Origin of the sequence: Bacillus gobiensis, assembly GCF_001278705.1 — a bacterium.
Classification (GTDB): Bacteria; Bacillota; Bacilli; order Bacillales; family Bacillaceae; genus Bacillus; species Bacillus gobiensis.
On the sequence record NZ_CP012600.1, the window covers coordinates 712,125 to 737,970 of the forward strand.

At 40.4% G+C, this 25,846-nt stretch carries 35 protein-coding genes, 1 tRNA gene and 2 riboswitches; of the genes, 24 read left to right on the forward strand and 12 right to left on the reverse strand.

Annotated elements, in window-relative coordinates:
- The first annotated feature begins 5 nt into the window (after window positions 1–5).
- Both AM592_RS03490 and AM592_RS03495 read left to right on the forward strand, forming a co-directional pair.
- Window positions 6–1,571, forward strand: coding sequence for an alkaline phosphatase family protein (locus AM592_RS03490; RefSeq protein WP_312883761.1), 1,566 nt, complete (start codon window positions 6–8; stop codon window positions 1,569–1,571).
- 33 nt (window positions 1,572–1,604) lie between these two features.
- Window positions 1,605–2,333: an endonuclease/exonuclease/phosphatase family protein gene (locus AM592_RS03495; protein WP_053602496.1), complete on the forward strand. Its 729-nt coding sequence runs from the start codon at window positions 1,605–1,607 to the stop codon at window positions 2,331–2,333.
- Here AM592_RS03495 and prpE read toward each other — a convergent pair.
- Window positions 2,330–3,073, reverse strand: coding sequence for a bis(5'-nucleosyl)-tetraphosphatase PrpE (gene prpE / locus AM592_RS03500; protein ID WP_053602497.1), 744 nt, complete (start codon window positions 3,071–3,073; stop codon window positions 2,330–2,332). The genes AM592_RS03495 and prpE overlap by 4 nt on opposite strands.
- 169 nt (window positions 3,074–3,242) lie before the next feature.
- Here prpE and AM592_RS03505 point away from each other — a divergent pair, with 169 nt between their 5' ends.
- The 10 genes from AM592_RS03505 to AM592_RS03550 all read left to right on the forward strand — a co-directional run bounded on the left by AM592_RS03505 (window position 3,243) and on the right by AM592_RS03550 (window position 12,153).
- Window positions 3,243–5,090, forward strand: a complete 1,848-nt coding sequence (locus AM592_RS03505; RefSeq protein WP_053602498.1) for a monovalent cation:proton antiporter family protein — start codon at window positions 3,243–3,245, stop codon at window positions 5,088–5,090.
- Between the two features lie 46 nt (window positions 5,091–5,136).
- Window positions 5,137–5,247, forward strand: a riboswitch (TPP riboswitch).
- Window positions 5,248–5,323: 76 nt separating this feature from the next.
- Window positions 5,324–6,034 carry a thiaminase II gene (gene tenA / locus AM592_RS03510; protein ID WP_053602499.1) on the forward strand — a complete coding sequence of 237 codons (711 nt, stop codon included), beginning with the start codon at window positions 5,324–5,326 and terminating at the stop codon, window positions 6,032–6,034.
- Window positions 6,009–6,611: a thiazole tautomerase TenI gene (gene tenI, locus AM592_RS03515; protein WP_053602500.1), complete on the forward strand. Its 603-nt coding sequence runs from the start codon at window positions 6,009–6,011 to the stop codon at window positions 6,609–6,611. The genes tenA and tenI overlap by 26 nt, the downstream gene beginning before the upstream one ends.
- Window positions 6,611–7,720 carry a glycine oxidase ThiO gene (gene thiO, locus AM592_RS03520; RefSeq protein WP_053602501.1) on the forward strand — a complete coding sequence of 370 codons (1,110 nt, stop codon included), beginning with the start codon at window positions 6,611–6,613 and terminating at the stop codon, window positions 7,718–7,720. Before tenI ends, thiO begins: the two co-directional genes overlap by 1 nt.
- Window positions 7,717–7,920 carry a sulfur carrier protein ThiS gene (gene thiS / locus AM592_RS03525; protein WP_053602502.1) on the forward strand — a complete coding sequence of 68 codons (204 nt, stop codon included), beginning with the start codon at window positions 7,717–7,719 and terminating at the stop codon, window positions 7,918–7,920. Before thiO ends, thiS begins: the two co-directional genes overlap by 4 nt.
- Before the next feature lie 5 nt (window positions 7,921–7,925).
- Window positions 7,926–8,693, forward strand: a complete 768-nt coding sequence (locus AM592_RS03530) for a thiazole synthase (protein WP_053602503.1) — start codon at window positions 7,926–7,928, stop codon at window positions 8,691–8,693.
- A complete protein-coding gene (locus tag AM592_RS03535) occupies window positions 8,690–9,700 on the forward strand; it encodes a ThiF family adenylyltransferase (RefSeq protein WP_053602504.1) in 1,011 nt (336 codons plus the stop codon). Before AM592_RS03530 ends, AM592_RS03535 begins: the two co-directional genes overlap by 4 nt.
- A 14-nt stretch (window positions 9,701–9,714) precedes the next feature.
- Window positions 9,715–10,524, forward strand: a complete 810-nt coding sequence (gene thiD / locus AM592_RS03540) for a bifunctional hydroxymethylpyrimidine kinase/phosphomethylpyrimidine kinase (RefSeq protein WP_225970325.1) — start codon at window positions 9,715–9,717, stop codon at window positions 10,522–10,524.
- Between the two features lie 137 nt (window positions 10,525–10,661).
- Window positions 10,662–11,438, forward strand: a complete 777-nt coding sequence (gene fabI / locus AM592_RS03545; RefSeq protein ID WP_053602506.1) for an enoyl-ACP reductase FabI — start codon at window positions 10,662–10,664, stop codon at window positions 11,436–11,438.
- Between the two features lie 172 nt (window positions 11,439–11,610).
- The gene (locus AM592_RS03550; RefSeq protein WP_053602507.1) at window positions 11,611–12,153 is read left to right on the forward strand and encodes a CotO family spore coat protein; all 543 of its coding nucleotides are present in this window, start codon (window positions 11,611–11,613) and stop codon (window positions 12,151–12,153) included.
- Between the two features lie 57 nt (window positions 12,154–12,210).
- Here AM592_RS03550 and AM592_RS03555 read toward each other — a convergent pair whose 3' ends face one another.
- The 5 genes from AM592_RS03555 to AM592_RS03575 form a co-directional block, all read right to left on the reverse strand.
- Window positions 12,211–12,663, reverse strand: coding sequence for a CotY/CotZ family spore coat protein (locus AM592_RS03555; protein WP_053602508.1), 453 nt, complete (start codon window positions 12,661–12,663; stop codon window positions 12,211–12,213).
- Window positions 12,664–12,805: 142 nt separating this feature from the next.
- Window positions 12,806–13,291 (reverse strand): CotY/CotZ family spore coat protein, encoded by a 486-nt coding sequence (locus tag AM592_RS03560; protein ID WP_053602509.1) that lies wholly within the window; start codon window positions 13,289–13,291, stop codon window positions 12,806–12,808.
- 138 nt (window positions 13,292–13,429) lie between these two features.
- Window positions 13,430–13,891 carry a spore coat protein gene (locus AM592_RS03565; protein WP_053602510.1) on the reverse strand — a complete coding sequence of 154 codons (462 nt, stop codon included), beginning with the start codon at window positions 13,889–13,891 and terminating at the stop codon, window positions 13,430–13,432.
- A gap of 91 nt (window positions 13,892–13,982) precedes the next feature.
- On the reverse strand, window positions 13,983–14,270 hold the full coding sequence (locus AM592_RS03570) for a hypothetical protein (protein WP_053602511.1): 288 nt from the start codon (window positions 14,268–14,270) through the stop codon (window positions 13,983–13,985).
- 39 nt (window positions 14,271–14,309) lie between these two features.
- Entirely contained in the window at window positions 14,310–14,696 is a 387-nt protein-coding gene (locus AM592_RS03575; protein ID WP_053602512.1) for a spore coat protein, read from the reverse strand.
- 174 nt (window positions 14,697–14,870) lie between these two features.
- Between AM592_RS03575 and AM592_RS03580 the strand changes: the two genes are divergently transcribed.
- A complete protein-coding gene (locus tag AM592_RS03580) occupies window positions 14,871–15,227 on the forward strand; it encodes a DUF1360 domain-containing protein (protein WP_053602513.1) in 357 nt (118 codons plus the stop codon).
- Between the two features lie 426 nt (window positions 15,228–15,653).
- On the opposite strand, the gene AM592_RS25300 is transcribed toward AM592_RS03580, so the two are convergent.
- Window positions 15,654–15,743, reverse strand: a complete 90-nt coding sequence (locus AM592_RS25300; RefSeq protein ID WP_376773317.1) for a spore coat protein — start codon at window positions 15,741–15,743, stop codon at window positions 15,654–15,656.
- Window positions 15,744–15,880: 137 nt separating this feature from the next.
- On the reverse strand, window positions 15,881–16,099 hold the full coding sequence (locus AM592_RS24485; protein WP_053602514.1) for a spore coat protein: 219 nt from the start codon (window positions 16,097–16,099) through the stop codon (window positions 15,881–15,883).
- Between the two features lie 460 nt (window positions 16,100–16,559).
- Between AM592_RS24485 and AM592_RS24925 the strand changes: the two genes are divergently transcribed.
- From AM592_RS24925 to AM592_RS03600, 5 genes are all read left to right on the forward strand, one after another.
- On the forward strand, window positions 16,560–16,685 hold the full coding sequence (locus AM592_RS24925) for a hypothetical protein (RefSeq protein WP_264080151.1): 126 nt from the start codon (window positions 16,560–16,562) through the stop codon (window positions 16,683–16,685).
- A 98-nt stretch (window positions 16,686–16,783) separates the two neighbouring features.
- On the forward strand, window positions 16,784–17,002 hold the full coding sequence (locus AM592_RS03590; RefSeq protein ID WP_053602515.1) for a hypothetical protein: 219 nt from the start codon (window positions 16,784–16,786) through the stop codon (window positions 17,000–17,002).
- 67 nt (window positions 17,003–17,069) lie between these two features.
- Complete coding sequence (locus AM592_RS23075; RefSeq protein WP_148564306.1) at window positions 17,070–17,186, forward strand: YjcZ family sporulation protein; 117 nt, start codon at window positions 17,070–17,072, stop codon at window positions 17,184–17,186.
- A gap of 156 nt (window positions 17,187–17,342) precedes the next feature.
- Window positions 17,343–17,594, forward strand: coding sequence for a sporulation-specific transcription regulator SpoVIF (locus AM592_RS03595; protein WP_053602516.1), 252 nt, complete (start codon window positions 17,343–17,345; stop codon window positions 17,592–17,594).
- A 153-nt stretch (window positions 17,595–17,747) separates the two neighbouring features.
- Window positions 17,748–17,990, forward strand: a complete 243-nt coding sequence (locus AM592_RS03600) for a hypothetical protein (RefSeq protein WP_053602517.1) — start codon at window positions 17,748–17,750, stop codon at window positions 17,988–17,990.
- A 34-nt stretch (window positions 17,991–18,024) separates the two neighbouring features.
- Here the strand turns inward: AM592_RS03600 and AM592_RS03605 are convergent, their stop codons facing one another.
- Genes AM592_RS03605 through AM592_RS03615 form a run of 3 tightly spaced genes read right to left on the reverse strand, consistent with a single transcriptional unit; the run spans window position 18,025 to window position 19,748 of the window.
- A complete protein-coding gene (locus AM592_RS03605; protein ID WP_053602518.1) occupies window positions 18,025–18,450 on the reverse strand; it encodes a GNAT family N-acetyltransferase in 426 nt (141 codons plus the stop codon).
- Window positions 18,451–18,453: 3 nt separating this feature from the next.
- Complete coding sequence (locus AM592_RS03610; RefSeq protein WP_053602519.1) at window positions 18,454–18,969, reverse strand: YjcG family protein; 516 nt, start codon at window positions 18,967–18,969, stop codon at window positions 18,454–18,456.
- A gap of 44 nt (window positions 18,970–19,013) precedes the next feature.
- Complete coding sequence (locus AM592_RS03615) at window positions 19,014–19,748, reverse strand: esterase family protein (protein ID WP_053602520.1); 735 nt, start codon at window positions 19,746–19,748, stop codon at window positions 19,014–19,016.
- 188 nt (window positions 19,749–19,936) lie between these two features.
- A riboswitch (SAM riboswitch) is annotated at window positions 19,937–20,061 on the forward strand.
- A gap of 62 nt (window positions 20,062–20,123) precedes the next feature.
- Here AM592_RS03615 and AM592_RS03620 point away from each other — a divergent pair.
- The 6 genes from AM592_RS03620 (at window position 20,124) to AM592_RS24070 (ending at window position 24,942) form a co-directional block, all read left to right on the forward strand.
- Entirely contained in the window at window positions 20,124–21,245 is a 1,122-nt protein-coding gene (locus tag AM592_RS03620) for a methionine biosynthesis PLP-dependent protein (RefSeq protein WP_053602521.1), read from the forward strand.
- Window positions 21,238–22,407: a cystathionine beta-lyase gene (gene metC / locus AM592_RS03625; protein WP_053602522.1), complete on the forward strand. Its 1,170-nt coding sequence runs from the start codon at window positions 21,238–21,240 to the stop codon at window positions 22,405–22,407. Before AM592_RS03620 ends, metC begins: the two co-directional genes overlap by 8 nt.
- Before the next feature lie 239 nt (window positions 22,408–22,646).
- Window positions 22,647–22,719 (forward strand) — tRNA-Val (locus AM592_RS03630).
- Between the two features lie 1,517 nt (window positions 22,720–24,236).
- The gene (locus AM592_RS24490; protein ID WP_225970326.1) at window positions 24,237–24,455 is read left to right on the forward strand and encodes a RusA family crossover junction endodeoxyribonuclease; all 219 of its coding nucleotides are present in this window, start codon (window positions 24,237–24,239) and stop codon (window positions 24,453–24,455) included.
- The gene (locus AM592_RS24310) at window positions 24,452–24,613 is read left to right on the forward strand and encodes a hypothetical protein (protein ID WP_192841135.1); all 162 of its coding nucleotides are present in this window, start codon (window positions 24,452–24,454) and stop codon (window positions 24,611–24,613) included. Before AM592_RS24490 ends, AM592_RS24310 begins: the two co-directional genes overlap by 4 nt.
- A 152-nt stretch (window positions 24,614–24,765) precedes the next feature.
- The gene (locus AM592_RS24070) at window positions 24,766–24,942 is read left to right on the forward strand and encodes a hypothetical protein (protein ID WP_158320287.1); all 177 of its coding nucleotides are present in this window, start codon (window positions 24,766–24,768) and stop codon (window positions 24,940–24,942) included.
- Window positions 24,943–25,238: 296 nt separating this feature from the next.
- Here the strand turns inward: AM592_RS24070 and AM592_RS03645 are convergent, their stop codons facing one another.
- A complete protein-coding gene (locus AM592_RS03645; protein WP_053602524.1) occupies window positions 25,239–25,769 on the reverse strand; it encodes a GNAT family N-acetyltransferase in 531 nt (176 codons plus the stop codon).
- Window positions 25,770–25,846: the final 77 nt, after the last annotated feature.

Genomic DNA, 25,846 nt, shown 5'->3' on the forward strand with positions numbered 1-25,846 from the left:
GCGTTTTGAAAATAGCCATAGTCGTAATTTTACTTATTCTCGTCTTATTCATTATTTACTTAAGTTCACAGCAACAAAAGGTACAATCTCAATTAACTATTCCATATGCTTCGCCTCAGAAAAAGGTCATTCTAATTATTGTCGATTCTTTAATGAATGAGCCTCTGCAAAAGGCAATTACAGAAGATAAGGCGCCCGCAATGAAATATTTAATCAATAATGGAAGGTATTATCCGAAAGTGGTGAGCAGCTACCCTACGATGTCTGTCACAATCGACAGCACCCTTTTAACCGGAACATATTCTGATCAACATAAGGTACCTGCACTTGTTTGGTATGATGAAAAAGAAAAGCGTTTCATCAGCTATGGAAGCGACAAAAAAGAAATTCTTAAATTAGGTCCGAAGCAAGTGCTGCAAAACAGTTTGTCTCAGTTAAATGAAAAGCAATTGAGCGATCAAGTGAAAACGATTCATGAAGAATTGGATGAGAATGGTCTCCAGTCTGCTTCAATTAATGCCCTCATATTTCGCGGCAATCGATCACATAAGCTGCAGGTACCGAGGCTGATGCAGTTTTTCCGATTCTTGAAGAAAGATGCTCCAATTAAAGGAGCTACCTATTTTTCATACGGGCTTCTTTCAAAAATAAATCCAGAGAATACACATACTCATTTGTGGAACGGCTTCGGGTTTAATGACAAATTTGCGACAGAAGAAATGAAATATTTAATTGAAAAAGACAGAGTCCCTTCCTTTTCACTCGTGTATTTTTCAGATAATGATAAAAAGGTCCACAAAAAAGGAGTGAATGAAACAAAAGGAATTGAAGAGGCTGATAAAAAGCTGCAAAGCCTATTCAATTCCTACGGATCGTGGGAGGAAGCATTAAAAGATAACATATGGATGGTAATGGGGGACAGCGGCCAGACACATATTAAAGGCGAGAAAGAAGCAGCGTTGATCGATTTAAGAAAGCTGTTGAATGGCTACAAGATATACAGGATTAACAAGCCAATCCAGAAGGATGACCAAATCGTCCTTGGATTAAATGAACGAATGTCTTTTATCTACACTCTTGATAATACAATCAAACACGAGTCGCTAGCTCGGCAGCTTCAATCCGATGATCGCATCGATACCATCGCTTGGAGAGAAGGGAATACGGTGAACGTAATATCCGGAACACGGGAAGAAGAACTTTCCTTCCGGTCAAACGGAAAGTATACTGACACTTTTGGACAAAGCTGGGACATTGAAGGAGATCCTCAAGCGTTAGATCTTTCTATAAACAAGGATGGCTTAATTTCTTACGGAGATTACCCCGACGCTCTTGCCAGGCTTTATAGTTCGTTTTATTCACACACAGGAAGCTATATTATCGCAAACACAAAGCCCGGCTATGAATTTATTGGAGAAGGATCACCGACACATGTTGGTGGAGCGAGCCACGGTTCATTGCATGAAGAGGACAGTTTTTTTCCGATCATTGTATCGGGAACGGATCTCGAACCGGAACACTTGCGAATGGTTGATGTAAAGGAATGGATCATGCGCATGCTAAAGGGGTAGCTAGTCACATGGGAAAGAAAGGGAAAGATATTGTTGGACATCAAAGTAATGACGTTTAATATCCATCACGGAAAAGGCATGGATAAGAAAGTCGATTTAAATAGAATTGCAAAAATAATTTCTGGAAGCAAAGCGGATGTCATCGGAGTCAATGAAGTCGATGTGAATTTTTCCAAGCGCAGCAATCATGCCGACCAGATCAGGCATATTGCCGAGTTTCTTAACTTTAATTACGTATACAGCCCTTCTATCGAAAGGACGTGCAAAAAAACTGGATTGCTTCAACAGTTCGGGAATGGACTGCTCTCACGGTATCCGATCCTAGCGGAAAACCATCACTTCTTTAATGTGAGAAAAGGGCTGTCAGAAGGAAGGTCGCTGCTTAAAGCAACAGTCGAAATAAACAATCGCTTGATAAATTTTTATGTCACACATCTTAGCTTGAACACGTACCTTCATAAAAAACAAACCGAGTTTATTGTGAAAAAAACAAAAGAAAGCAAACATCCGGTCATTATCCTGGGGGATTGGAATATGAGTCCTCATACCAAGCGGTGGAAACGGATGACATCGGAATACACCGATGCTTGGGCCGCGTCGGGAAAAAGTATGGGGTATACGTTTCCTTCAGCGAGGCCAAGAAAACGATTGGATTATATCTTTGTCGGAAACCAGCTACAGGTCGTAGATGCCGCTGTTGTTTGGAACAATCCGGAAGCTTCGGATCATTTGCCGATAGTTACGACCTTAGCTTTTAATTAATCGTATACATGGAATCTTGTCTCATCGAGCGGCATGCTGCTTGGAACGGATATCGTCGTTTGTTCAGGGTACCGAAAGGCAGTAAGCTTGTTCCCAAATACACAGCCAGTATCGATATTAATCGTCCGACCGAATATTCTTGGTTCCTTTACGGGAGTATGTCCGTAGACAATCCATGGCTTTCCCTGATATTGCTTTGCCCAGTCTTTTCTTACGGGTCTGCCATCAGGAAGAGTTTCTCCAGTCACATCGCCATACAGGACAAATCCCTTTAGTTTTTTTGATTTGTTCTGCCCGATGAGTTTTTCCTTTATTCCCGCATGGGCAACGATCAGTTTTCCCTCGTCCAATTCAAGATATAACGGGGCGGATTCATAGAGGGAGATAAAAGCTTGTTTTATTTGATCCTGCTTTTTTTCGGAGCTTTTCTCGAGTTCCGCTACTGTAGTTTCTAAGCCGTGCTTTATCTTTACAGGGTTTCCGTGAAAGTATCGGTACAGCTTATCGCAATGATTGCCAGGTACGTAATAGGCGCGATCCTCTTTTACGGCTTTTGCTACCCATTCGATTACTTTTAGAGAATGGGGGCCGCGGTCTGTCAGATCGCCTAAAAAAACCGGTTTTCTGTTTTCAGGATGGTACGGGGCACCTGAAGCGGGTTGTTCATAACCCAAATTTCCCAGCAGTTCGATTAATTCATCGTAGCATCCGTGAACATCTCCTATTACGTCATAACTCATGTGAAAATCCCTCCCTGTTTTCTTTACTACTATTTTACCCGAGAATTTATGAAAAATTTGAGCGTTATTTCTTTTCAATCGAATTGAACCCTGTTAAAATGTGTTTTTCTAAGGAAAGTCAACGATAATAATATTGTAGGCTTTCAAGTCCAATTAAAGGAGGGGAACCATGGAGCATCATTCTCTTACATCACTCGTTATAGTGATTGTCATCGCATTTATAACACCTATTCTTATGAATCGTTTAAAATTAACGATCTTGCCTGTGGTTGTGGCAGAAATCTTAATGGGTCTTATCATAGGAAAAAGCGGACTGAATCTTGTCATGGAAAATGACATGTGGCTGGAAACGTTGTCTACCCTGGGATTTATATTCCTAATGTTTCTGAGCGGATTAGAAATTGATTTTTCTTCTTTCAGAAATGGGAAGAATAAAAAGAAACAGGATGGACAAAGTGAACCGAACACGTTTACTGTTTCTTCCATCGTTTTCTTAGGGATTTTTGCCTTATCCCTTCTTCTATCCTATCTATTTGTCTGGATGGGCTTTATCAATCAAGCGTTTTTAATGACGATCATTATCTCTACGATTTCACTTGGAGTCGTCGTGCCGACATTAAAAGAAGAACGAATCATGAACTCAAGTTTTGGCCAAATCATTTTATTAGTTGCCGTTATTGCGGATCTTGTTACTATGGTTCTGCTTGCCATTTTTGCGTCCGTTTATGAAGAAGGCAATAGCAACATGTGGCTGCTTCTTATATTGTTTGCTGCCGGTGTCATTCTTTACTTTTTTGGAAGAGGATTTAAAAATCGCAGGTTTGTTGAAACGATGTCTAAAGGTACGATACAAATTGGAACGAGAGCAGTATTTACGCTGATTATCGTCCTGGTTGCCTTGTCAGAAACAGTTGGTGCGGAAAACATTTTGGGTGCTTTTTTAGCAGGCGTCTTAGTTTCCCTATTATCCCCGAATAAAGAAATGGTTGAACAACTCGACTCGTTCGGCTATGGATTTTTGATTCCGATCTTCTTTGTTATGGTCGGGGCGAAACTAGATCTTTGGTCGCTTTTTCAAAATCCGAAAATACTAGCTCTTATCCCGCTGTTATTTATTGCATTATTAATCAGCAAGCTGCTTCCTGTCATGCTTTTAAAGAAATGGTTTGGAACGAGGCAGGCGCTTGCTGCAGGGTTTCTTTTAACATCAACCTTGTCGCTGGTGATTGCAGCAGCAACGATCGGAGAACGGCTAGGGCTGATTGACAGCCAAATGTCAGGCGCGCTAATATTAGTCGCCGTCATTACGAGTATCATCACACCAATTGGGTTTAAGAAACTTTATATAAAAAAATCCGCAAAAGAGCAGAAACGAAAGATTGCTTTTATCGGTGCCACTCAAATGACATTGCCGGTTACGCTGGAACTAAATCCTGATCGGTATGAAGTTCGAGTGTATCATGTGTACCCGGAAAATGCGGAAGAGAAAATTTCTGACTCTGTTTTCGATATTCACCGCTTACCCGACTACAAGGAATCGACACTTCGAGATCATTCTATATATGAAGCAGATATCATAGTTGTTGCTACAGGAGATGAAAGTCTCAATAGCCAAATTGCTTCTTTTGCAAAGGAAAATGGTGTAAATCGTGTCATTGCCAGCACCGGCTTTCTTTCTGAGGTAAATGAACTAACTGACAAAGGCATTGAACCCTTTTCTATTCCATTATCCGGGCAAATGCTGTTAAAGGCGTATATTGAAGCGCCTGAAATTTTGAATGTGCTAAGCGGTAAGGATGCATCCTTGGCTCAAATTAATATGAAGAATAAATCTTATGATGGAGTGATGCTGAGGAACTTTCCGTTTAAAGGCGATCTCGTTTTTGTAAGAATTTTTCGAGGGTCTGACAGCATCATTCCGCACGGAGACACTGTATTAAAAACAAATGACAGGCTGATTATTTCCGGCTCGCGAAATTATATAAATGATTTAAGGAGCCAATTAGAAGTCTATTAGTACAAAAACTGTTTAATTTGTGATAAGATATAGGTAAAACTTATAGTTAAACCACTAGGGGAGTCCTTGTTTAAGGGCTGAGATGAAAGTGAGACTTTCGGACCCTTATGTACCTGAACAGGTTCAGACCTGCGTAGGGAAGTGGCGAGGCATTTGCCATCTACTTTATCTATGCAAATACCAAACCACTTTTCTTCGGAAAAGTGGTTTTTCTATTTTTAGGGGGAAAACGAATGAAATTTTCGGAACATTGCAGAAAGAACGCCGCAGAGTGGTGGGAGGGCAGCTTCATCCACCCATTTGTAACAGGGATTGGTGAAGGGACGCTGCCTCTAGATAAGTTTAAATATTACGTTCTCCAAGATTCCTACTATTTAACTCATTTTGCCAAGGTCCAATCATTGGCGGCGGCCTATGCTGACAGCCTGTATGTCACGAGCCGGATGGCTGACCATGCAAAAGGAACCTACGAAGCTGAACTTGCCCTTCATCGGAAATTTACTGAGCTATTAAAGATCAGCGATGAAGAATTGGACGCTTTTCAGCCGTCACCAACGGCTTACTCCTATACCTCTCACATGTACCGTTCTTCAATGGGAGGGAATTTCGGCGAGATTTTAGCAGCCCTGCTGCCTTGTTACTGGCTCTATTATGATGTCGGTGAGCATCTGAAGGAATGTACGCCTGATAATCCAATCTATCAAGAATGGATTGCAACCTATGGCGGAGATTGGTTCAAATCACTTGTTGAAGAACAAATTGAGCGCTTTGACGAGTGGGCCGAGAAAAGCACAGAAGAAGTGAGACAGCGAATGAAGCAAAACTTTGTAACGTCATGCTACTATGAATACAAATTTTGGGATATGGCGAATAAAAAAGAAAATTGGTCCGTTACTGAGTCTAAAGAGGTGGAACAGGGTGCAGATTCACTTAATTACCGATGACCGCCATACGATAGACCAATTGATTCAAAAGGTATCCGATTTGCAAGATTCGATCGATTACTTACACATTCGCGAAAAAACGAAGAGTGCAAAAGATGTGGCGAACTTAGTGAAACAGCTGATAAATTCCGGATTTGACAGAAGTCAGCTGGTTATCAACGACCGGGTTGATGCGGCTGTGCTCGCTGGAGTCAATCAAGTACAGCTTCCATCACATAGCTTTGATGTGAAGGAAGTAAAAGCTAAATTCCCCTATTTAACTGCCGGCGTTTCAGTCCATTCTGTTGAAGAAGCAATTCAAGCCGAAAAAGACGGCGCCGATTATTGCCTGTTCGGTCATATCTATCCGACAGGGAGCAAATCCTTTGCACCAGGCAGAGGAACAGAAGCATTGCAGGAGGTTGTAAACGCCGTAGCTATTCCAGTCATCAGCATCGGCGGAATAACGGGAGAAAAAATCGCTGAGCTAAAAAAAATAAAACCGGCAGGAATTGCGGTGATGTCCGCTATACTTTCAGCTGATCATCCGCGACGAGCAGCAGAGTCATTTGTACAACTGCTAAAGGAGGAACAGTAATGGCAACGCATTACGATGCAGCGATTATCGGAGGGGGCATTATCGGCTTATCTACTGCCTATCATCTTGCGAAAAAAAACGTCAAGGTTGCCCTGTTTGAAAGCGGAAAAGTTGGAAAAAAAGCATCTCAGGCTGCCGCCGGAATGCTTGGTGCCCATGCAGAGCTGGAAAAGCCAGGTGTATTCTTTGATTTCGCAAGAGCCAGCCAGAGCAGGTACCCGACTTTGGCAGAGGAAGTAAAGGAAATCAGCGGAATTGATATGAACCTGAAGACTGGAGGAATCTTAAAGCTAGCTTACTCCAAGGAAGATATAGAAAGTGGAAATCAAATGAATAGACTCGATTCTGTCGTTTGGAAAAGCAAGGAAGAGGCACTTGCCATGGAGCCTTCTATCAGCGAAAGTATTCTCGGTGCGAGCTTTATCGAAGATGATATTCAAGTAGAGCCAACGAAAGTTTGCAAGGCTTTCGCAAAATCAGCAAGGCTTCTTGGGGCAGATATTTATGAATATACGCCAATTACCGCGATTGATACGGATTCTGCAGCTATTACAATAAAATCGCAAAATGAAACATTTTCAGCGGATCAATTGATCGTTGCCTCCGGAGTTTGGAGCGGGCATTTCTTTCAGCAGCTCGGACTTGAGAAAAAGCTGTATCCTGTCAAAGGAGAATGCCTTTCAGTTTGGAATGAGGATATTGCGCTTGAAAGAACGCTCTATCATGAACATTGCTACATCGTACCGCGAAAAAACGGGCGGCTTGTTATCGGAGCGACGATGAAGCCTGGCGATTGGGATGAAGAGCCAACCTTAGGAGGAATTGGAGCCGTCATGAAAAAAGCTGCCTCCATGCTTCCAGCTGTCACACGGATGAAAATAGACACCTTTTGGGCAGGACTGAGACCCGAGACAGAGGACAGTACACCATATATCGGAAAGCATCCGAATGACAATCGAATCCTATTTGCAGCAGGGCATTACAGAAACGGAATTTTGCTTGCACCGGCAACGGGGAGCATGATTTCTGACCTCGTTCTCGGCAAGAAGGTGAATCAAGAGTGGGAAGATGCCTTTGCGATTAAGGACAAGGAGAGACAGGTCATATGATGATTCAATTAAACGGACGAAAAATAACAGTTGACAATGGCATTACAACGGTTCAGAAGCTTTTAGAAGCCTATCAATTAGATAACCGAATCGTCATCGTTGAAAAAAACAAAGAAATCATTGACAAATCAAACTATACAGATGAACAGCTTCAGGAAAATGACGTTGTCGAGCTCGTTCATTTTGTAGGTGGAGGGTAAAAAAAATGTTAAAAATCGCTGATAAAGTATTTCAATCCAGATTATTTCTCGGTACCGGAAAATACCCTGATTTCGAGACCCAAAGAGAAGCAGTCGAAGTCTCTGAGGCTGAAATTTTAACCTTTGCCGTGCGGCGAATGAATATCTTTGAAGAATCGCAGCCGAATTTTTTAGAAGCGCTAGATTTATCAAAGTATACGTTATTGCCTAATACAGCTGGGGCGAAAACAGCAGAAGAAGCCGTAAGAATCGCGAAGCTATCAAAGGCTTCGGGATTGTGTGACATGATTAAAGTTGAGGTAATTGGTTGTGACAGAACTTTGCTGCCGGATCCGGTAGAAACCTTAAAAGCGTCAGAAATGCTGCTGGAGGAAGGATTTATTGTACTGCCATACACGTCTGACGATGTGGTTCTTGCCAAGCGACTCGAGGATTTGGGAGTTCATGCAATCATGCCGGGTGCTTCTCCGATTGGATCAGGAAAAGGCATTGTCAATCCAATGAATCTCTCATTTATTATTGAACAATCGAATGTACCGGTTATCGTTGATGCTGGTATTGGCTCTCCAAAGGATGCTGCCTATGCAATGGAGCTAGGCGCAGATGGTATTCTCCTAAATACAGCGGTGTCAAATGCAAACGATCCAGTCAAAATGTCGCTTGCGATGAAATTGGCTGTTGAAGCCGGACGTATGGGCTTTGAAGCTGGAAGAATTCCAGAAAAAAATTACGGAATTGCCAGCAGTCCGCTTGAAGGAATGGTAGGATCTTGACAAATAAATATTCCAGGCAAACATTATTTGGCCCGATCGGCGAGGAAGGACAGAAAAAATTTGCAGATGCTCACGTTGTAATTATCGGCGGTGGAGCTCTGGGAAGCTCCTCAGCAGAGATGCTCGCCCGGTCCGGCATAGGCAAAATAACGATAGTAGACAGAGATTATGTTGATGAAAGCAATCTCCAGCGTCAGCAGCTTTACACAGAATCAGATGTGCAGGAAAAGCTGCCGAAAGCTGTCGCGGCAGAAAAACGTTTGCGGCAAATTAACAGCGACATTCAAGTAACAGGCATTGTAGCTGATATTACCGCTGAGAATATCTTCAGTTTCATTGCAGGTTCCTCGGTCATTATTGACGGTACCGATAATTTTGAAACAAGGCTGATCGTAAATGATGCCGCAGTTAAAGAAGGGATTCCTTTTGTGTTTGGAGCTTGTGTTGCGAGCTACGGTCTTTCCTATACGATCATTCCCGGACAGACGCCTTGCCTGAATTGTTTAATCGGCCATCTTCCGGCAGATGGCATGACGTGTGACACAGTTGGGGTCATCAGCCCGATTGTTCAGCAGGTGGCTGTCTGGCAGGTAACAGAGGTTTTTAAGCTACTAGCCGGTCAGCATACGGGTTCTGTCTTGCGAACTGCTGATATTTGGAAGGGCGAGCATTCTGAGGTAAGGGTAGATGCCTTAAAACATTCTGCGTGTCCTACCTGTGCCGAACGGAGCTATCCGTTTTTATCTTATGAAAATCAGACAAAAGCAGCCGTTCTATGCGGCAGAAATACGGTTCAGATCAGAAGCAATACGAAGAAAAAAATGGAGTTAAAGCTTATTTATGAACGTTTGGGAAAAGCAGGTGTAAAGGTAAAAGGGAATCCTTACCTGGTTTCGTTCGAAGCTGATGGCTGCCAACTGGTTCTGTTCCAGGATGGACGGGCGTTAGTGCATGGAGTAAAAGACATTGCCAGAGCACGGACGATCTACAGCAAATGGATAGGGTAAAAGGAGATGGATCTATGTTTAAAGCATTAACAATTGCGGGGTCTGATTCCGGCGGAGGAGCGGGAATTCAAGCGGATATAAAAACATTTCAGGAATTGGGAGTCTACGGAATGTCCGCTCTGACTGCGATTACGGCGCAAAATACTCTTGGGGTTCACGGGGTCTATCCCGTTTCGGCACAAGCACTTGCAGAACAAATGGATGCCGTTGCTCGAGATTTAAAGCCGGACGCTCTAAAAACAGGCATGCTGTTCAATGCAGAAATCATTGCATTAACAGCTGCAAAAATAAAGGAGCACGAACTGACAAAGCTTGTGATTGATCCCGTCATGATCGCAAAGGGAGGGGCGTCTCTTCTTGAAAAAGAGGCCGTTTCTGCATTAATAGAAGAGCTTGTACCCTTGGCATTTGTGATAACGCCAAATATTCCTGAAGCTGAAAGCTTAACCTCGATTGAAATCAACTCTGAGGATGACCGGAAGCGAGCTGCAGAAAAATTGCATCAATTCGGGGCCAAGAACGTCATCATCAAAGGAGGGCACCAGCCGGATAGCGACAAAGTAATCGACCTTTTATTTGACGGCAAGGAATTTTTGACGCTCTCCAATCCGTTTATTGATACCCGCCACACTCATGGAACCGGCTGCACATTCTCTGCAGCATTAACAGCGGAAATCGCAAAAGGAAAAGGCGTTTACGAAGCCTTTCAAACAGCTGCCCGCTTCGTTCATGAAGCAATAAAAAACGGAATTAACATCGGTGAAGGTCATGGTCCGACCAATCACTTTGCTTACAAATTGTCGAAAAATCAACTCATTAATTAGCGAATAGTTTTCGTTGACAATACCTCTGAAATGGAGGTATTTTTTTGTTATAGCAACTCCCCTGTCAATCAAATGAATTCTGTGGTACTATTGTGATCAGGTACTAGAAACACGTCATAAACAGGAGGCTTATACATATGAATTTATCATTAAAAGGCCGTAACATCGTCGTTATGGGAGTGGCCAATAAACGAAGCATTGCATGGGGAATCGCCCGTTCATTGCATGAGGCAGGCGCGAGACTAATTTTTACTTATGCCGGAGAACGCCTTGAAAAATCAGTGCGCGACTTGGTGGATTCACTGGACCGAAAGGACAGCATCATCCTTCCGTGTGATGTAACCGATGATCAAGAGGTGGAGAGCTGCTTCGAAAAAATAAAAGAAGAGGTTCAGGTAATTCACGGGATTGCCCATTGTATCGCGTTTGCCAACAAGGAAGACCTTGCCGGAGAATATTTAAACACGACAAGGGACGGATTTTTATTGGCGCACAATATCAGCTCTTACTCATTAACGGCTGTTGCAAAAGCGGCTAGAGGAATCATGACTGAAGGCGGCAGCATTGTCACGCTAACGTATCTTGGGGGAGAACGGGTCGTTTCAAACTATAACGTCATGGGAGTGGCCAAAGCGTCACTTGATGCAAGCGTAAAGTACTTAGCAAGCGATTTGGGTAAGGAAGGAATTCGCGTGAATAGCATATCTGCTGGCCCGATTCGTACATTGTCTGCGAAAGGAATTAGCGACTTCAACTCCATATTGAAAGAAATTGAAGAATCCGCTCCGCTCAGACGAACAACAACACCGGAAGAAGTAGGAGATACGGCATCGTTTTTATTCAGTGACTTGGCTCGAGGAATCACTGGTGAAAACATTCATGTTGATTCCGGCTACCATATCATTGCAAGATAATACAGAGAGTAACCTCACCATTCAGATGTACGGATGGCGGGTTACTCTTTTTTAATTCTTGAATTGTGGCGCAAATTCTATTGCCTGTTCAAACGGGATAAAAAACCTTCTTCTGATTTCTTTTTTGCAATCATATAATGCACTAATGATCGATTTCGGAGGGATAATTGATATGACATTAAATAATAATGATTCGGATAAAAAACCGTTGATGTACATTGTTCAGCCAGAATATGCGGAAGTGAAAGCACCGATGCAGCATTTTGTAAAGAAAAAAAAGAAAAAAGCAGAGCCGGAAAAACCTGAAAAAAACTTCGAAGATCAAGTACAAGAGAATGAAACTGCAAGCGAAGAAGAAAATGAACAGCTTCAGACCGAAGAGGAAATAGCAGAAGATACCTCCTCAGTGGAAGTGCCGGATGAAAAGCTTTCTGGAGGGGTATTAAGTGAAACGGCAGGAGAGCAGAGGAACGAAGGAAAAAGGTCGAGAAAGCCGTTAAATCATATGAATATCGAGGAAAGGCTAGAGTTTCTTACGAGGCTGCCAAATAACATACCGAAAGCCCTCTGTATGATAGAAACTGAGGAGAAAACATACAGGGGAATTATCCTTGAAAAAAAGGATGGGGTTGTACTCATTAAAACGTCAGCAAGCGGTGATCCAGAAAGGATTCAAATCGAAAGCATAAAATCGATTCATCCGCTCGGTTTTTAATTGATACAATAAATCCAATTAGGCGAAAGAAAGCAAAAAGTCCCATCTAAGGGACTTTTAGCAGCGATTCAATAATCTAGGGTTCAAGCACTCAATGGCACAGAAGCATTCTAGGTCAACTTCGATACAAAAGTCTGTTTTTTCTAATCTGAACACATCACAGACTTCATTTTTGTGATGGTCTTTACCTGTAAAATCAAGGACTTTTCTCTTTTCATCAAAGGCAATCAGCAGGCGCAGAGTAGCACAGCAGCCTCTAATATTTTCTACACGGAAGAATACCGTACTGAAGCAAGGACCGGCATTTAATTCTCCGACATTGCCGAATGCGGTAAATGGTTTTGATTTTTTTGTGAATAATATAAAAGGAATGGTGTCTCCCAATGTAGCTGTTGGCGACAGCAGGTTGCTAAAACAGCTGGTGGGACATTCTTCTTCAACAGCATTTTGGAGATCATTGATATTTTCAACAGCTTCGCAAACACAGCTGAAATCTTTTTTTCGGGTCATTTTATCCCTCCTATCAAGCCTATTTACACGAATTAATTTTAAAGGAGCTGCCGAGAGACGGCAGCCTGCATGAACTCTTATTGCAACGATCAGAAGCGGGAAAGGGGATTTCTCATTCTATCGCAGCATTTCGTGTTCAAGCCTATCCGTGATGTTTTTTATCTCTCGCAGGCAAAACCCGGTCTACAAGTTCAGGTGACAGACATTGAATAGCACAGAAGCAAGTTAAATCTACTTCGATACAAAAATCTGTTTTTTCTAGACCGAAAAAGTCAGGATCGCATGGATGAACAACACTTACGGTATCTCCGTTCACGTCAACTGGTCGTAAAATAGAAAGTGTCGCACAGCAATCCTTCAAGTGTTCTACACGAAAGAAGATTGATTCAAAGCATTGAGTGTCATCGTTAAAACCACCAACGTTCCCAAAAGATGAAAACAATCCGCCTTTTTTATCAAATAATAGGAATGGAATAGTATCTCTGCCGGAAACTGTAGTCGGACTTAGCAGGTTACTGAAGCAGCTTGTTGGGCAATTGTCTTCTACTGCTTCTTGCTCTGCCAATATTTGTTCAACCGCATCGCACACGCAGTTTTCAGAATGGCCATGGTTCTTTCCGCAGCTCATGGTTTCAGCTCCTTCATAAAAGGGTATTTGACTTTAGTCTTTAACAACATATGTACACGTAACGATGTTGGTGTGGGCAAACGTCTATGTATACTAGAGAAATAAGAAAAGCAGAGCGTTTTTTGCTCTGCTTTTGTGTTAAAGAATATCTAGAGAAACAACTAGAGCCACCAAAATTTGGACTAGAAGCTGGATAGAAAGTGCAACATCTGTGTCTGTAGTTGTTACGTGAACGTCACGTGAGTTTTCGATGACAAGTTTTTGGCGGTTCGATTGTTTAATTGCTGAAGCTTGAAGAAGTTCGGTTGAAATTTGCTCCGCCCTTGCGCTGTCAGCAATCGTAATGTTGATAACGAGGGCGATAGCTACTTGAATAGCTACTTGGAGAGAAACAGCGACTTGTGTTTCGGTTGTTTGAACGTCGATGTCACATGAATCTTTAATAACGATTACTTCTGAAGAAAGCTGAGCGATTTTGCTTAATTGATCTGCTTCTGTTTCAACAATGGAATCATCAGAGCATGCGTTTCTTTCACTTGCAACTGTTGGGTGACGGTCGGATCGATCCAACGCAACCCAGCTGTACGGTTTTGAATCCATATATATTCCTCCTTCCATTTACTTTTATTAAATGTAAATAAGAGAGATTTTGTATAAGACATTTATCTTGATGAAATCACCTATTTTTTAGTTATTTGTCTTTTCTTCTGCGAATAATTTCTCTTAATGTTGTGTTTTTAGGAGCTTCCTGTACTTCCTCGGCTTCAGTTTTTTCTTGTTTCTGCTGCTTCTGCTTTTCAATAAATTCGTTGACTTGGGATTGCAGATCCTCTACGATTTGGCGGATTTGCTGCTTCTCGGCTGAAGACAGCTTACGCTTATCATCTTCTGCAACATTGTTTTTCTTAAAAACATTTGAAACAAACAGCTGCATTAGAGAATCAGAAACATTTGGTGCATCTTTTGGATCATTAGACATGTTATCACCTCTTTAATGTGGGATTAAAAGAGAAAGGGATCAAAGAATATCTACTGTTGCGAGTATTGATAACAAAATCTTAAGCATAAATTGGAGGGTTACAGCAATGTCAACCGAGCTGACTGTAACTGTTACATGAGATGAATTTTCAATATATATGACCTTCATTTTTCTGTTTAGCCACTTCATATTTGATGAAATCTGATTTCTAACGGAATCTGCTTTGTCACTGTCGGCAATGGTAAGCTGGATAACTAGTGCGATGATCGCTTGAACGGCAGCTTGAAGGGACAGCGCAATTTTGTTATTTGTTGAGTTTATCGTGATTGCTTCTGAACCGACGATATATATCGTTTCTTCTGCATCGCTCGTAAGTTCGGCAATTAATTGGCTATAGAGAACTTCTGCATTTTCTACAATTGACATATCTTCACTCCCTTCTCTCTATATCATTAGTAAATGCAGGTCACAAGCATAGTGGAATAAGAAAAACATCCAATCACCCGCCCAAATTAATCGGACAAGTTTCGGCTCATGATTCTTAGGCAATGCGCATACATTGGAAAGGAGAGAGATATTAAAAGGAAGTGCGATCATTTGATGATGGAAAGCTGGCTGGAACTGATGATTTATTCTTTTGCAGTTTTTCGACTGACAAGGCTGATCGTATCTGACACGATCACTTCATCCTTTAGGAGCATTTTTCATGAAGAAGTAGAAGAAGTTGATGAAGAAGGTCATAAGGAAACCTATTTGCTTATAAAGGGTAATGGTGTGAAGGCATGGTTTGGTGAGTTAATTAGCTGTTATTGGTGTACTGGCATATGGAGTGCGGGAATCCTGCTTTTTGTAAATTACTTGTTACCCGGACTTGGGGAATGGCTGATGGCGATTCTTGCCCTTGCAGGGATTGCAGCTCTATTAGAAACGATTATTAGAAAATTATTGGAAGATTGAGACAGATGTCCAGAAACAAATGTAGTTCGATTCATATAATATGCTATAAAAAAGGGAAGGAAATATTATGAATGAAAAGCAAATGCCTTCCCGCATTTTCTAAAGAAGTATTTTCATAAATATTAATCTATAAAAACACCGTTAATGAAAAGCGGCTTTAGTCTGCTGCAAAACAAAAATCATGTTTAATATCCATTTTTTATAAATTCTCCGAAAGCTTTTTTAGCTACATAAAAAATGTATTTGGAGAACAGTTAATAAATTGATTTAATCGTTATACCGGCAGCGTAACTCTACATGAAAAAATTACATTCTGACAAAATGCAGCTCAAATTAGCAGTCGTACGAAGAAATTTGCCTATTAGACAGAACAATGGTTGATTTCGCAAGAAAAAAATCCGCCAATTTTAGTTTTTTCAGTAAACCTTATTTAATATCTATAGAAGCGACTAGAGCCACCAAGATTTGGACAAGATGTTGGATGGAAAGTGCCACGTCTGTATCTGTAGTTGTCACGCTAACGTCGCGAGATTTTTCGATGACGAGTTTTTGTCGATTTGCTTGTTTAATAGACGAGGCCTGAAAAAGTTCGGTTGAAATTTGCTCTGCTCTTTTACTGTCAGCAATTGTAAGGTTAATAACGAGGGCAATCGCTATTTGTAAAGCTGCTTGCAGAAAATCAGCTTCTTGTGTTTAGTTGTTTGAACGTCAATGTCCAAAGAATCTTTAATAACAATTACTTCTGAAGAAAGTTGAGCGATTTTACTTAGTTGATCTGCCTCTGTATTAACATCATCTCTTTTGTCACTAAAATTATTTGGATGACGGTCAGAGCAATCAAATGCAACCCGGTTGTATGGTGTTGAATTCATATCTATTATTCCTCCTTCCGTTTACATTTATTAAATGTAACATGAATGATTTTGTATAACGAATTCACCTATTTTTAAATATTTGACTGTATTTCTGCCTAAAAATCCTCTTAGCACTGCATCTTCACAGCCTAATTTCCTTAAGTCTAAGGTTTCAGATCCTTAAACTCCGCCTCAGTTACAGCTCATGTTTCTTAAAGAAGGCGCATACATTGGAATGGAGTTCTAAGTATAGGAATTACGGTCAATTGAGGGTGGAAATATGAATATTTTTGGATGTTTATTCTTTTTTCACGAAGAAGCTCTTATAAAAAGCAGATGCAATACTTTCACTTGCAGGTATTGTTGATCTATTAGAAACAATTACTAGAAAATTGCTGAATGTTAAGTCAGATGTCCAGAAACTTATGAATTATGATTCATATAATATGTTATCTGAAAAGAAAGGAAGGAAAACACAATGAACCAAATGCATAAGCCTTCCCCTCGTATACAAAAGCAGGTCTCTCAAAACTATCAATCTACGTTGAAAAAACCGATAAAAAAAAGCGGCTGCGGCTGCAAAAAGAAAAAATATTCGAACTAAAGAAGCCGGCTGATGTCGGTTTTTTTCTCTTTATTTTAAAGCCTCTTCCCAAATTCTTGCGGGCTGCATATTAATGCAGTGGAAGGGAGGAGCATCCGTTGAACAGCTTTGAAAAAATGATTGAATCGATTTACCGGCAGCATAATTATGACATTAGCAAGCATGAGAAAATAATAATTAAAAATGAACGAGCATTTGATAAGTTCCAGATATCAGCTGATAATTTTGATCGGGAAATGGATAAATTTGACAGTCAGACCGAACAATGGTTGATTGCGCAAGGAAAAAAATCTGACTCATTTGGGATTTTCATGTGAACCTATGCATTTATCCAAACAAAATACATTCATCTTCATACAGTATGAGAAAGGGAGGTGAATGCACATGGGCTACGGATACGGCGGATATGGCTACGGAGGTGGCTATGGCGGTTCGGGGTTTGTTCTAGTGGTTGTTTTGTTCATTCTTTTGATTATCGTAGGCGCTTCTTTTTATAGTTAATCAATCGAAAGGACGAATGAAAGGTGCGGTCGATTAAAACCGTACCTTTTTTTGTTTGATTCAGCGGATTAGAAAATAGGGGAGTTTATGAACCAAGCACAAAATTGTTTTTTCTTCATACAATATCCTATCACTCCCATAAAAGGAGGCAGTTAAATGGACAATCAATTTTTCAAAAATGTTGAAAAGAAAACGGGCGTCAATATGAAAGATGTATTGGAGCTTGCCAATTCATTGCAGCATGCGAATTTTAAAGATGAAAAGACGGTAAGAGGCGTAATCCAACGGGTAGCCCAAATGGCTAATCGAAAAGTTCCAAAAGAAATGGAAGATAAAATCGTCCAATCGATTACTAGCGGAAAAGAAAAGCTTGATTTTGGAACGATCAGCAAAATGATGAAAAAATAAAGATATTACAATTCTACTGCAGAGTGAAACAGATATGTTTCACTCTGCTTTTTTTTAAAAGGTAACACTGTTCATTATATGGAATAGATAATTGTGAGTTTAAAATGAAAATGAAAGGGGAAAGGACATCACAATGGGAAGGAGGCGTATGAAATGATTTATGCTCCGCACGTTCAGCTTGACCAATACATACAATACGCGAGCAGGATGAACCGAAAAAGCAATTATGCCCAAGTCTCAAAAGTGAAGAGCATCCAAGGGGAACTCGTTTACCGTGAGCTGGAAAAAAACACCCCAAAAAGCTATCAGCCAAATTGGGGTGGAAATCGTAAACGCCGTCAGAACAATTTTTATTCTGAGAATGGAAAAGGCAGGTACTTTCAAGAATATGTTTAAACCTTAAAAAACAACCTTTTCACACAATGGTTTTTTACAGTTTTTCCTTTATCATTTTAACGTGCGGGATTCCTGCAGCCAAAAACTCTCCAGATACAGTTTTATAGCCTTGAGCTTCGTAGAAGACAGCTGCTTGGACTTGAGAATATAACAGAAAAGAAGATGCCCCAAGCTTAGCCGCCGCTTCTTCGAGAGCATTCACAATCTGTTTTCCGCAACCTTTGGATCGGTAGGATTTTAATACACAAATGCGTTCGAGCTTTCCCATACCTTCGAATAATCGAGTTCTCCCGGCAGCAACCGGCTTCTCTCCATCATACAATACAACGTGGACAGAGGTCTCATCAAGTTCATCCATCTCGATTTCCGGAGATACTTTCTGTTCGTTAATAAATACTTCATTTCTTATAGATAAAGCATCTTTCCGTTGTTGATCAGTTTCTGCAATTGTTGCTATCAATATTTATTCTCCTTCTCCTAAAATGAATGTGTCATACACAGTCCAAGACCCGTTTTCGAGCTGATAAAGCAAATGAAAACGATCGATTGTCTCTTCATGGGCAGCGTCTGTCATTTTTAACGAGCTAAGCACATCGGAATGTTCATCTTCAGATATCTTTTGGGCTACTGTCACATGCGGAACAAAAGGATTTTCCGGTTCTGCGTCCAAGCTATCATTATGAATAGCCTCATAAAGATGGTTCAACTCTTTTGTCGGTTCAATCTTCATGTAAATCACATTATTTACAGGGGCAAATGAGCTGTATTTTGTTATGTTTATAGTCACTGGGTTTAACTTTTTTGCCGTTGCTTTCAGCTTTGGAACAAGAGCGTGAATGACTTCAGTGCTTGCTTCAAAAGCCGGTTTCAATGTTATATGAGGAGGAATGAGTGCATAATTTGGATCGTAACGTTTACGGTAAGAATTTGCGATATCCTGGAGTTTTTTTGAAGGAAATAAAACAATTCCGTATTTCATAGTGAACCTCCTTAGTGTTTCATATTATATAGTATACCAAAAAATTAAGGAGACATTGAGAGCATCTTCTTTAAAGCATGCGTGATCAATGGCTGCCAATACGTCCATTTATGATCACCGTCAAAGCTTTCAAAATAATAAATGCCATTTTTATTCTCGAGCAGCTGTTTTAATTCTTGATTTGGTTTGACAAAATCAAGAACCTGTTTGTCTGAGGTGTGTACTTCAGTCTCTTTTGTGCCGATTTGATGATAGATGCTTAAGAGATGAAGGGACTCGGTATCTTTTATCGCTTGTAAAACATGTTGATCGACATAAGGCGATTGCATGATGATATTGCCGAAAATATTTGGATAGTCAAGAGCGGTCATCAAGGAAACGGTCGCGCCCAGTGAGTCGCCGATTAACGTTCGGCCGGTACCAACCTGATAAGTCGAAAATTTTTCGTCAATGAATGGGATGAGCTCTTTTGCCAAAAATCGTTTATACGCATTAAATTTTGTTCCTTCTGGATGATAGGTGTTTCTCCGTTCACTGACACTGTTGTATGGTATACCGACAATTATGCATCTTTCCATACTTCCGTCATTCATAAGAGCTTCTGCCTGACGGGCAATTCGTCCTAATCGAAAATAATCATTACCGTCTTGGGCAATAATGACATGGTACGTGTACAACGGTGAAAAGGTTTTGGGCAAATACGTCAATACATCCATATGTTCGGCTAATTCGTTCGAATAAAGCTTTTCCTCGTTTATAACACCTTTTTTGCTAGTCACAACTATTCCCCCGCAATTGCAAAAAATTAAAGCGTTTCCATCTATTGTCACAAAAAGTATAATTTTTATGATTACCTATAGTTTAGCAAAGAACAAGCATGGAAGAAAAGATAAAAACTTTTATATAAGCTCTTGAAAAATAGGATGGAGTACGTTAAAGTAAAGAAAAATTAGAATATACGAATACGTTCTTATCATGAGAGGTGGAGGGACTGGCCCGAAGAAACCTCAGCAACCGGTTATGCATGCTGTTCAATCAGCTTGCACCAAGGTGCTAAATCCAGCAAGCGTTCTTTTGCTTGAAAGATAAGAGGAAGAGTTAAACCCTTCTTCTTATGAAGAAGGGTTTTTAATTTTTAAAGGGATGGTGTCCAAATGACTCGACATGTAGAAACGAAACTTGCACAAATTGGAAACAAAAGTGAAGAAACGACAGGAGCTGTTAATCCGCCGATTTATTTTTCCTCGGCATACCGCCATTTAGGAATCGGCGAATCAACGGGTTTTGATTATATTCGCACGAAAAATCCGACAAGACAGCTTGTAGAAGATGCAATCGCAAGCCTTGAAGGAGGAACTAGAGGCTTTGCATTCAGCTCTGGTATGGCAGCCATTCATACGATTATGGCGTTATTTAAAAGCGGAGACGAAATCATTGTTTCCTCTGATTTATATGGGGGAACCTACCGTTTGTTTGAAAATGAATGGAAAAAATACGGACTTACTTTTATCTATGATGATTTAGATAATGAGGACTGTACGGAGTCAAACATCAATGAAAATACAAAAGCGATATTTCTTGAAACTCCGACGAATCCTTTGATGCAGGAAGTTAGTATCGAGAAGGTTGCAAACATTGCGAAAAAGCATAATTTACTGTTGATTGTAGACAACACCTTCTATACCCCGGTGCTTCAGCGTCCCATTGATGAAGGTGCGGATATTGTGATTCACAGCGCGACAAAGTATTTAGGCGGGCATAATGACCTTTTGGCCGGCCTTGTGGTAGCAAAAGGAGAAGAATTGTCGGAAGAGCTATTTCAGCATCAAAACGCAATTGGAGCTGTTTTAGCACCTTTTGATTCTTGGCTGTTAATGAGAGGAATGAAAACTCTTGCCTTGCGTATGAGACAACATGAAGAAAATGCTAAGGAGCTTGCGGCATTTCTTATCGAGCAGGAAGGAATCACCGACGTCTTATACCCAGGACGCGGGGGAATGCTTTCTTTTCGAATCCTGAAAGAAGAAATGGTTAATCCATTTTTAAAAAACCTGCAAACGATCTGCTTTGCTGAAAGTCTTGGCGGAGTTGAAAGTTTCATCACTTATCCTGCGACGCAAACCCATATGGATATACCAGAAGAGATTCGCATCGCAAATGGAGTCTGTAATCGGCTTTTACGCTTCTCTGTCGGGATCGAAAATGTAGAGGACTTAAAGGATGATCTAAGAATTGCACTTGAGAAAGTAAAAGAGGAGGCTGTAACGTATGAGTAATAACTGGAGTTTTGATACAAGGCTTCTTCATAATGAGCATAAAACTGATGGGTCAACTGGTGCTGTCAGTGTACCTGTACAGCACGCTTCTACCTTCCATCAAGCTTCTTTTGACGAGTTTGGAGAATTTGATTACAGCAGATCAGGAAACCCGACAAGACAGGCGCTGGAAGAAACGATAGCCGCTCTAGAAGGAGGAGTAAGAGGATTTGCTTTTGCATCAGGAATGGCTGCGATCTCTACCGCCTTTTTGCTGTTGTCAAAAGGAGACCATGTACTAGTGACAAGAGAAGTTTACGGGGGCACCTTCCGAATGGTGACCGAGGTGTTAAACCGGTTTGGCATTGAGCATTCATTTGTTGATATGACTGATCTCAATGAGGTTGCGTTACATATTCAGCCAAATACGAAAGTCATCTATATGGAAACACCGTCAAACCCGACCTTAGGTATTACAGACATTCGAGGAGTTGTAAAACTGGCGCGCGCAAATGGCTGTTTAACGTTTCTCGATAATACTTTTATGACGCCTGCACTTCAACGTCCGCTCGACCTTGGTGTAGATATTGTGCTGCATAGTGCAACGAAATTTTTGGGCGGACACAGCGATGTCTTATCAGGTCTTGCCGCTGTTAAGGATCCAGACCTTGCTCAAGAGCTTTATAAGCTGCAAAATTCATTTGGCGCGGTTCTAGGCGTCCAAGATTGCTGGCTTATTTTAAGAGGATTAAAAACGCTGCAAGTCAGGCTGGAAAGGTCAAGCCAAACAGCCAAGCAGCTGGCAGAGTACTTTAACGGACATCCGGCAGTAAAAAATGTGTATTATCCAGGGCTTTCTTCTCATCCGGGTGCTTCTATCCATAAGAGCCAGTCGCTGGGAGACGGTGCTGTACTTTCTTTTGAATTGGAAAATGAAGATGCAGTACGGAAAGTCGTCCGACAATTAAAACTGCCTGTATTTGCAGTCAGCTTAGGTGCTGTCGAATCCATCTTGTCGTATCCGGCAAAAATGTCTCATGCTTCTATGCCGAAAGAGGAAAGAGAAAAACGAGGAATTACTGACGGATTGCTCCGTCTAAGTGCAGGTGTCGAAGCAGCAGAGGACTTGATCAAAGACTTCGACCAAGCTCTTGAGGCTGTTTCATCTAGTTTTACGGTCTAGAGTTGTGCCTGATCAGGAACCCTGTTTTTAGCAGGGATTCCTGTTTTTTCAGGAACTAAACAGTGTTGTCGATTTTCATAGTTGATTGATTTAATTTTCTTCTTATCATAAACTCTACCAGTTGGCTTAATTTATCTAGAAATAGAAAATTAGACAAGGTTAAAAAAACTATTGACGAAAATAAGTTATCTGATTATAATAATGTATGTCGGTACATATTCCAGCGTATTGATTTATCCGATTCCGTAGCTCAGCTGGGAGAGCGCTACCTTGACAGGGTAGAGGTCGCTGGTTCGAGCCCAGTCGGAATCATTGGGTGCCAAACCCCGAGAACCCTTATGGAACAAGGGATTCTCATATAAAAAAGCCACTTCTTCGGAAGTGGCTTTTTATTTTTTGATTTCTTCCAACCGACCAAACAACTGACCTTTTCAATTTCTAGCCTCTAAAAATGCATTTCCGGCATCTGAATCCAACTTCCTGGTGATATGTGTATATACCTTCGCCCTTATCATGCCTTGTTAAAATATCGAATCAAATTCCGAACTTTAATTTTCTGTACAGTGGCCTTTTTGAAATACGGAAGATTAAGGACTCTATTGTATATTGATAGACCTCCTGAGTCCTAGGATCAAGAGTGTACGGAGCAAAATCAACATTCCACTTTTCATACAACGCTTCGAATTTGATATTATCATGATCAACTAAGTTGCCCTACTTCGAGTCGTGCTAATATTTTTTTTAGCTTCTCTATTATTATTTCATTGGTGATTCTTAAATTTACGAATCCGTCGTCCAGTAGAATCATATCCCAACTCCAAGCGGAATTCGTATGTCCCTGGTCTTACTTGTCTAAAACTACTCATGTTCTTCTCTCCATTAACATTTCATTTTTAACTTTCTAAATAGTTTTCTACGATGAGGAATTTAAGCGCAAGACTTCAGAAAGATCAGGAATTTGAAAAATGAATTGTTTAAAATGAATCGGGTTCCCACCATATTTAAGAATTCGCAGTTTCGAGGATAGTCATGATTTAAAATCAATTCGTTCATAGTAACAGAAATCGCGGGCATCGAAGCATCGAACATATCACGATAGAAATATTCAAATGGAGGCTGCAAATCAAAATAAATCACCGGCTTGTCCCAATTAATATGATCAAAAGTAAGTACATATCAATATGACACTAGTTTTTCGTTCACATATTCTTGATAGACTCTTTGCTTAATCATTACTATCCACACCTTTCTTTTAAGTTGTAGATAAAGTTTTAAAAGAATTGCCCTAGTTTCTGCAGAATATGGAGGAGTTTTCTTAGGTGGCATGAAATCTTGAAACATCTCATCAAATTTTTTCTTGTTCAATTTTTCGTCGAAAAAGGTTCTAGCGTTTTTTCGCGAATTTTTTGTGACTCCAAATTCCTTAGCGATAAAAGGTACGCCAACTTTTATATTCGAGTAGTTAGTAATGTTGTACTTCAGCACGGCGGACACAGGAAAATTATCAGGAAGAAAAGGTAGCATTTTGGGATATTTACAGGAAACGGTGAAGTAGAATGATCCGAGCCTTAACACAAATCATACTGCTGCCCGGGCAAGAGACACGGAATCGAGAATGGCTTGAGGCTGATGGGAGATAGAGGAGTGAACAAATTAAACATTCTAATCTTGCCGATGGGAGCAGTCCGCCTGACATATTAAGGCAAATTCAAAGATAAAAACGCTCAAAGGTACTTAACTTACAAAAGAGCTATCCAATGGCAGTTGAAACATTAATTGAAAGTGCACTAGATTATTACAGGTCTAGTGCATGTGGATTATGATTTAACATGCCGATTCCTTCGAGCTGGAGTGGCAAAAAGAAAGAAGCTGCAGTTGTTACCCAGCATTGTAAAAAGCCTGATATAGACAATCTAACAAAGGGCCTCTTCGATTCTCTTAATCAATTGATCTGGGCAGATGATAATCAGGTTGTTAGTATCTCAGTTTACAAGGTTTATGAGGAAACGCCAAGTATTGAAGTTCTAGTGAAGGAGGTTGCTTCATGAGCACAAAAACTAGAAATGATCATCTACCGGGAGAGGTTGTTACATGGAAAATGATAGAATCTGAACGGCTAGCGTACATAGCCAAGCATCTGATCTTTCTAGAGGAGAAGCCGAAGCTATTTGACATGGTTGAGCAAACACCTTGGTCAAAAAATTAAAAAGCCCGAGCAGAGCCCGGACAATAAAAATGTAGGAGGTTTCTATTGTAACATGGGTTCTGCTCCAATTTGGAGGTACTTATGGAGGATAAAATACAGGAAATTGGAATGAAGCCAGCATCCGTACAATAATATTTGAGGATTCATACATCGTGGAAATAAGGATGGAGTCATTTGATTATCTCATAGAGCAAGCTGAAAAGGTTGTTAACGTAGAAAATGAACGCTATTATCAAGCTTTGATTGACATTACAAGAAATCCATCGATCCAAAGTGCAAATCAAATGTACAAAGTCGCACTAAAAGCACTGGCAGGTGATCCCGAATGATGCCAAAACACATTGAAATTCTACATACAGAGTTAGCGACAAAGAACTAAGTGATAACCGTCCAGGAGCTCTCTAAAAAATATGAGGAGCATCCTGAGGATATACTGCACTTGCCGAACGAAACAAGGATTTGACGGCTGCATTTGCCGGGGCTGCGACAGTTGTATTATTTGTGATCATGGTTTTGTTGCCGGGATGGATTGGGTGAGTAGACCAATACTGTATAACTAGTTAGTATCTTTTTCGAAATATTAATCATACAAATGCCTATACTTTTTCAAGTATAGGCAGACAATTTAATCTGTTACTAATAACGAGTATAGATTGAGATCAATAAATCGTCCTTTTGATCTTTCTACTTTTCTCATTGTTCCTTCAAAGAGGAAACTTAATTTTTTAAGGACTTTAATTGAGTTAACATTTTCAGGTTCTACTTTTGCTTCTATTCGATTAAGATTTAAATCGTTAAAAGCATATTTTATTAAAAAAGAAATAGCTTCTGGAGCATAACCTTTGCCCCAATAATGTTTATCAATTTCGTAACCAATTTCTGTTTTGGCATTTTCGAAATCTAAAATGTTATAACCACAAGAACCAATAATTTTATTTGATTCCAACTCAATTATTGAATAACGAATTGCAGTGTTTTCTTTTGATAATTTATCAAATAACATAATCATTTCTTTTGCTTGTTTTTGATCAGTGAACCTATCAATATTCATAAATCTAGTTACTTCTGGATCAGACCAAATTTGAAACAAGCTATCCGAGTCAGATGATTTCATCTTTCTTAATAGTAATCTTTTGGTGCTTAACTCTGTAATCAATACTTTTACCTCCATTAGTTTTTATTTTGGGGTCAAGATATTGATATCTGTGCATAGTTCAGTCCTTTCATATAAAG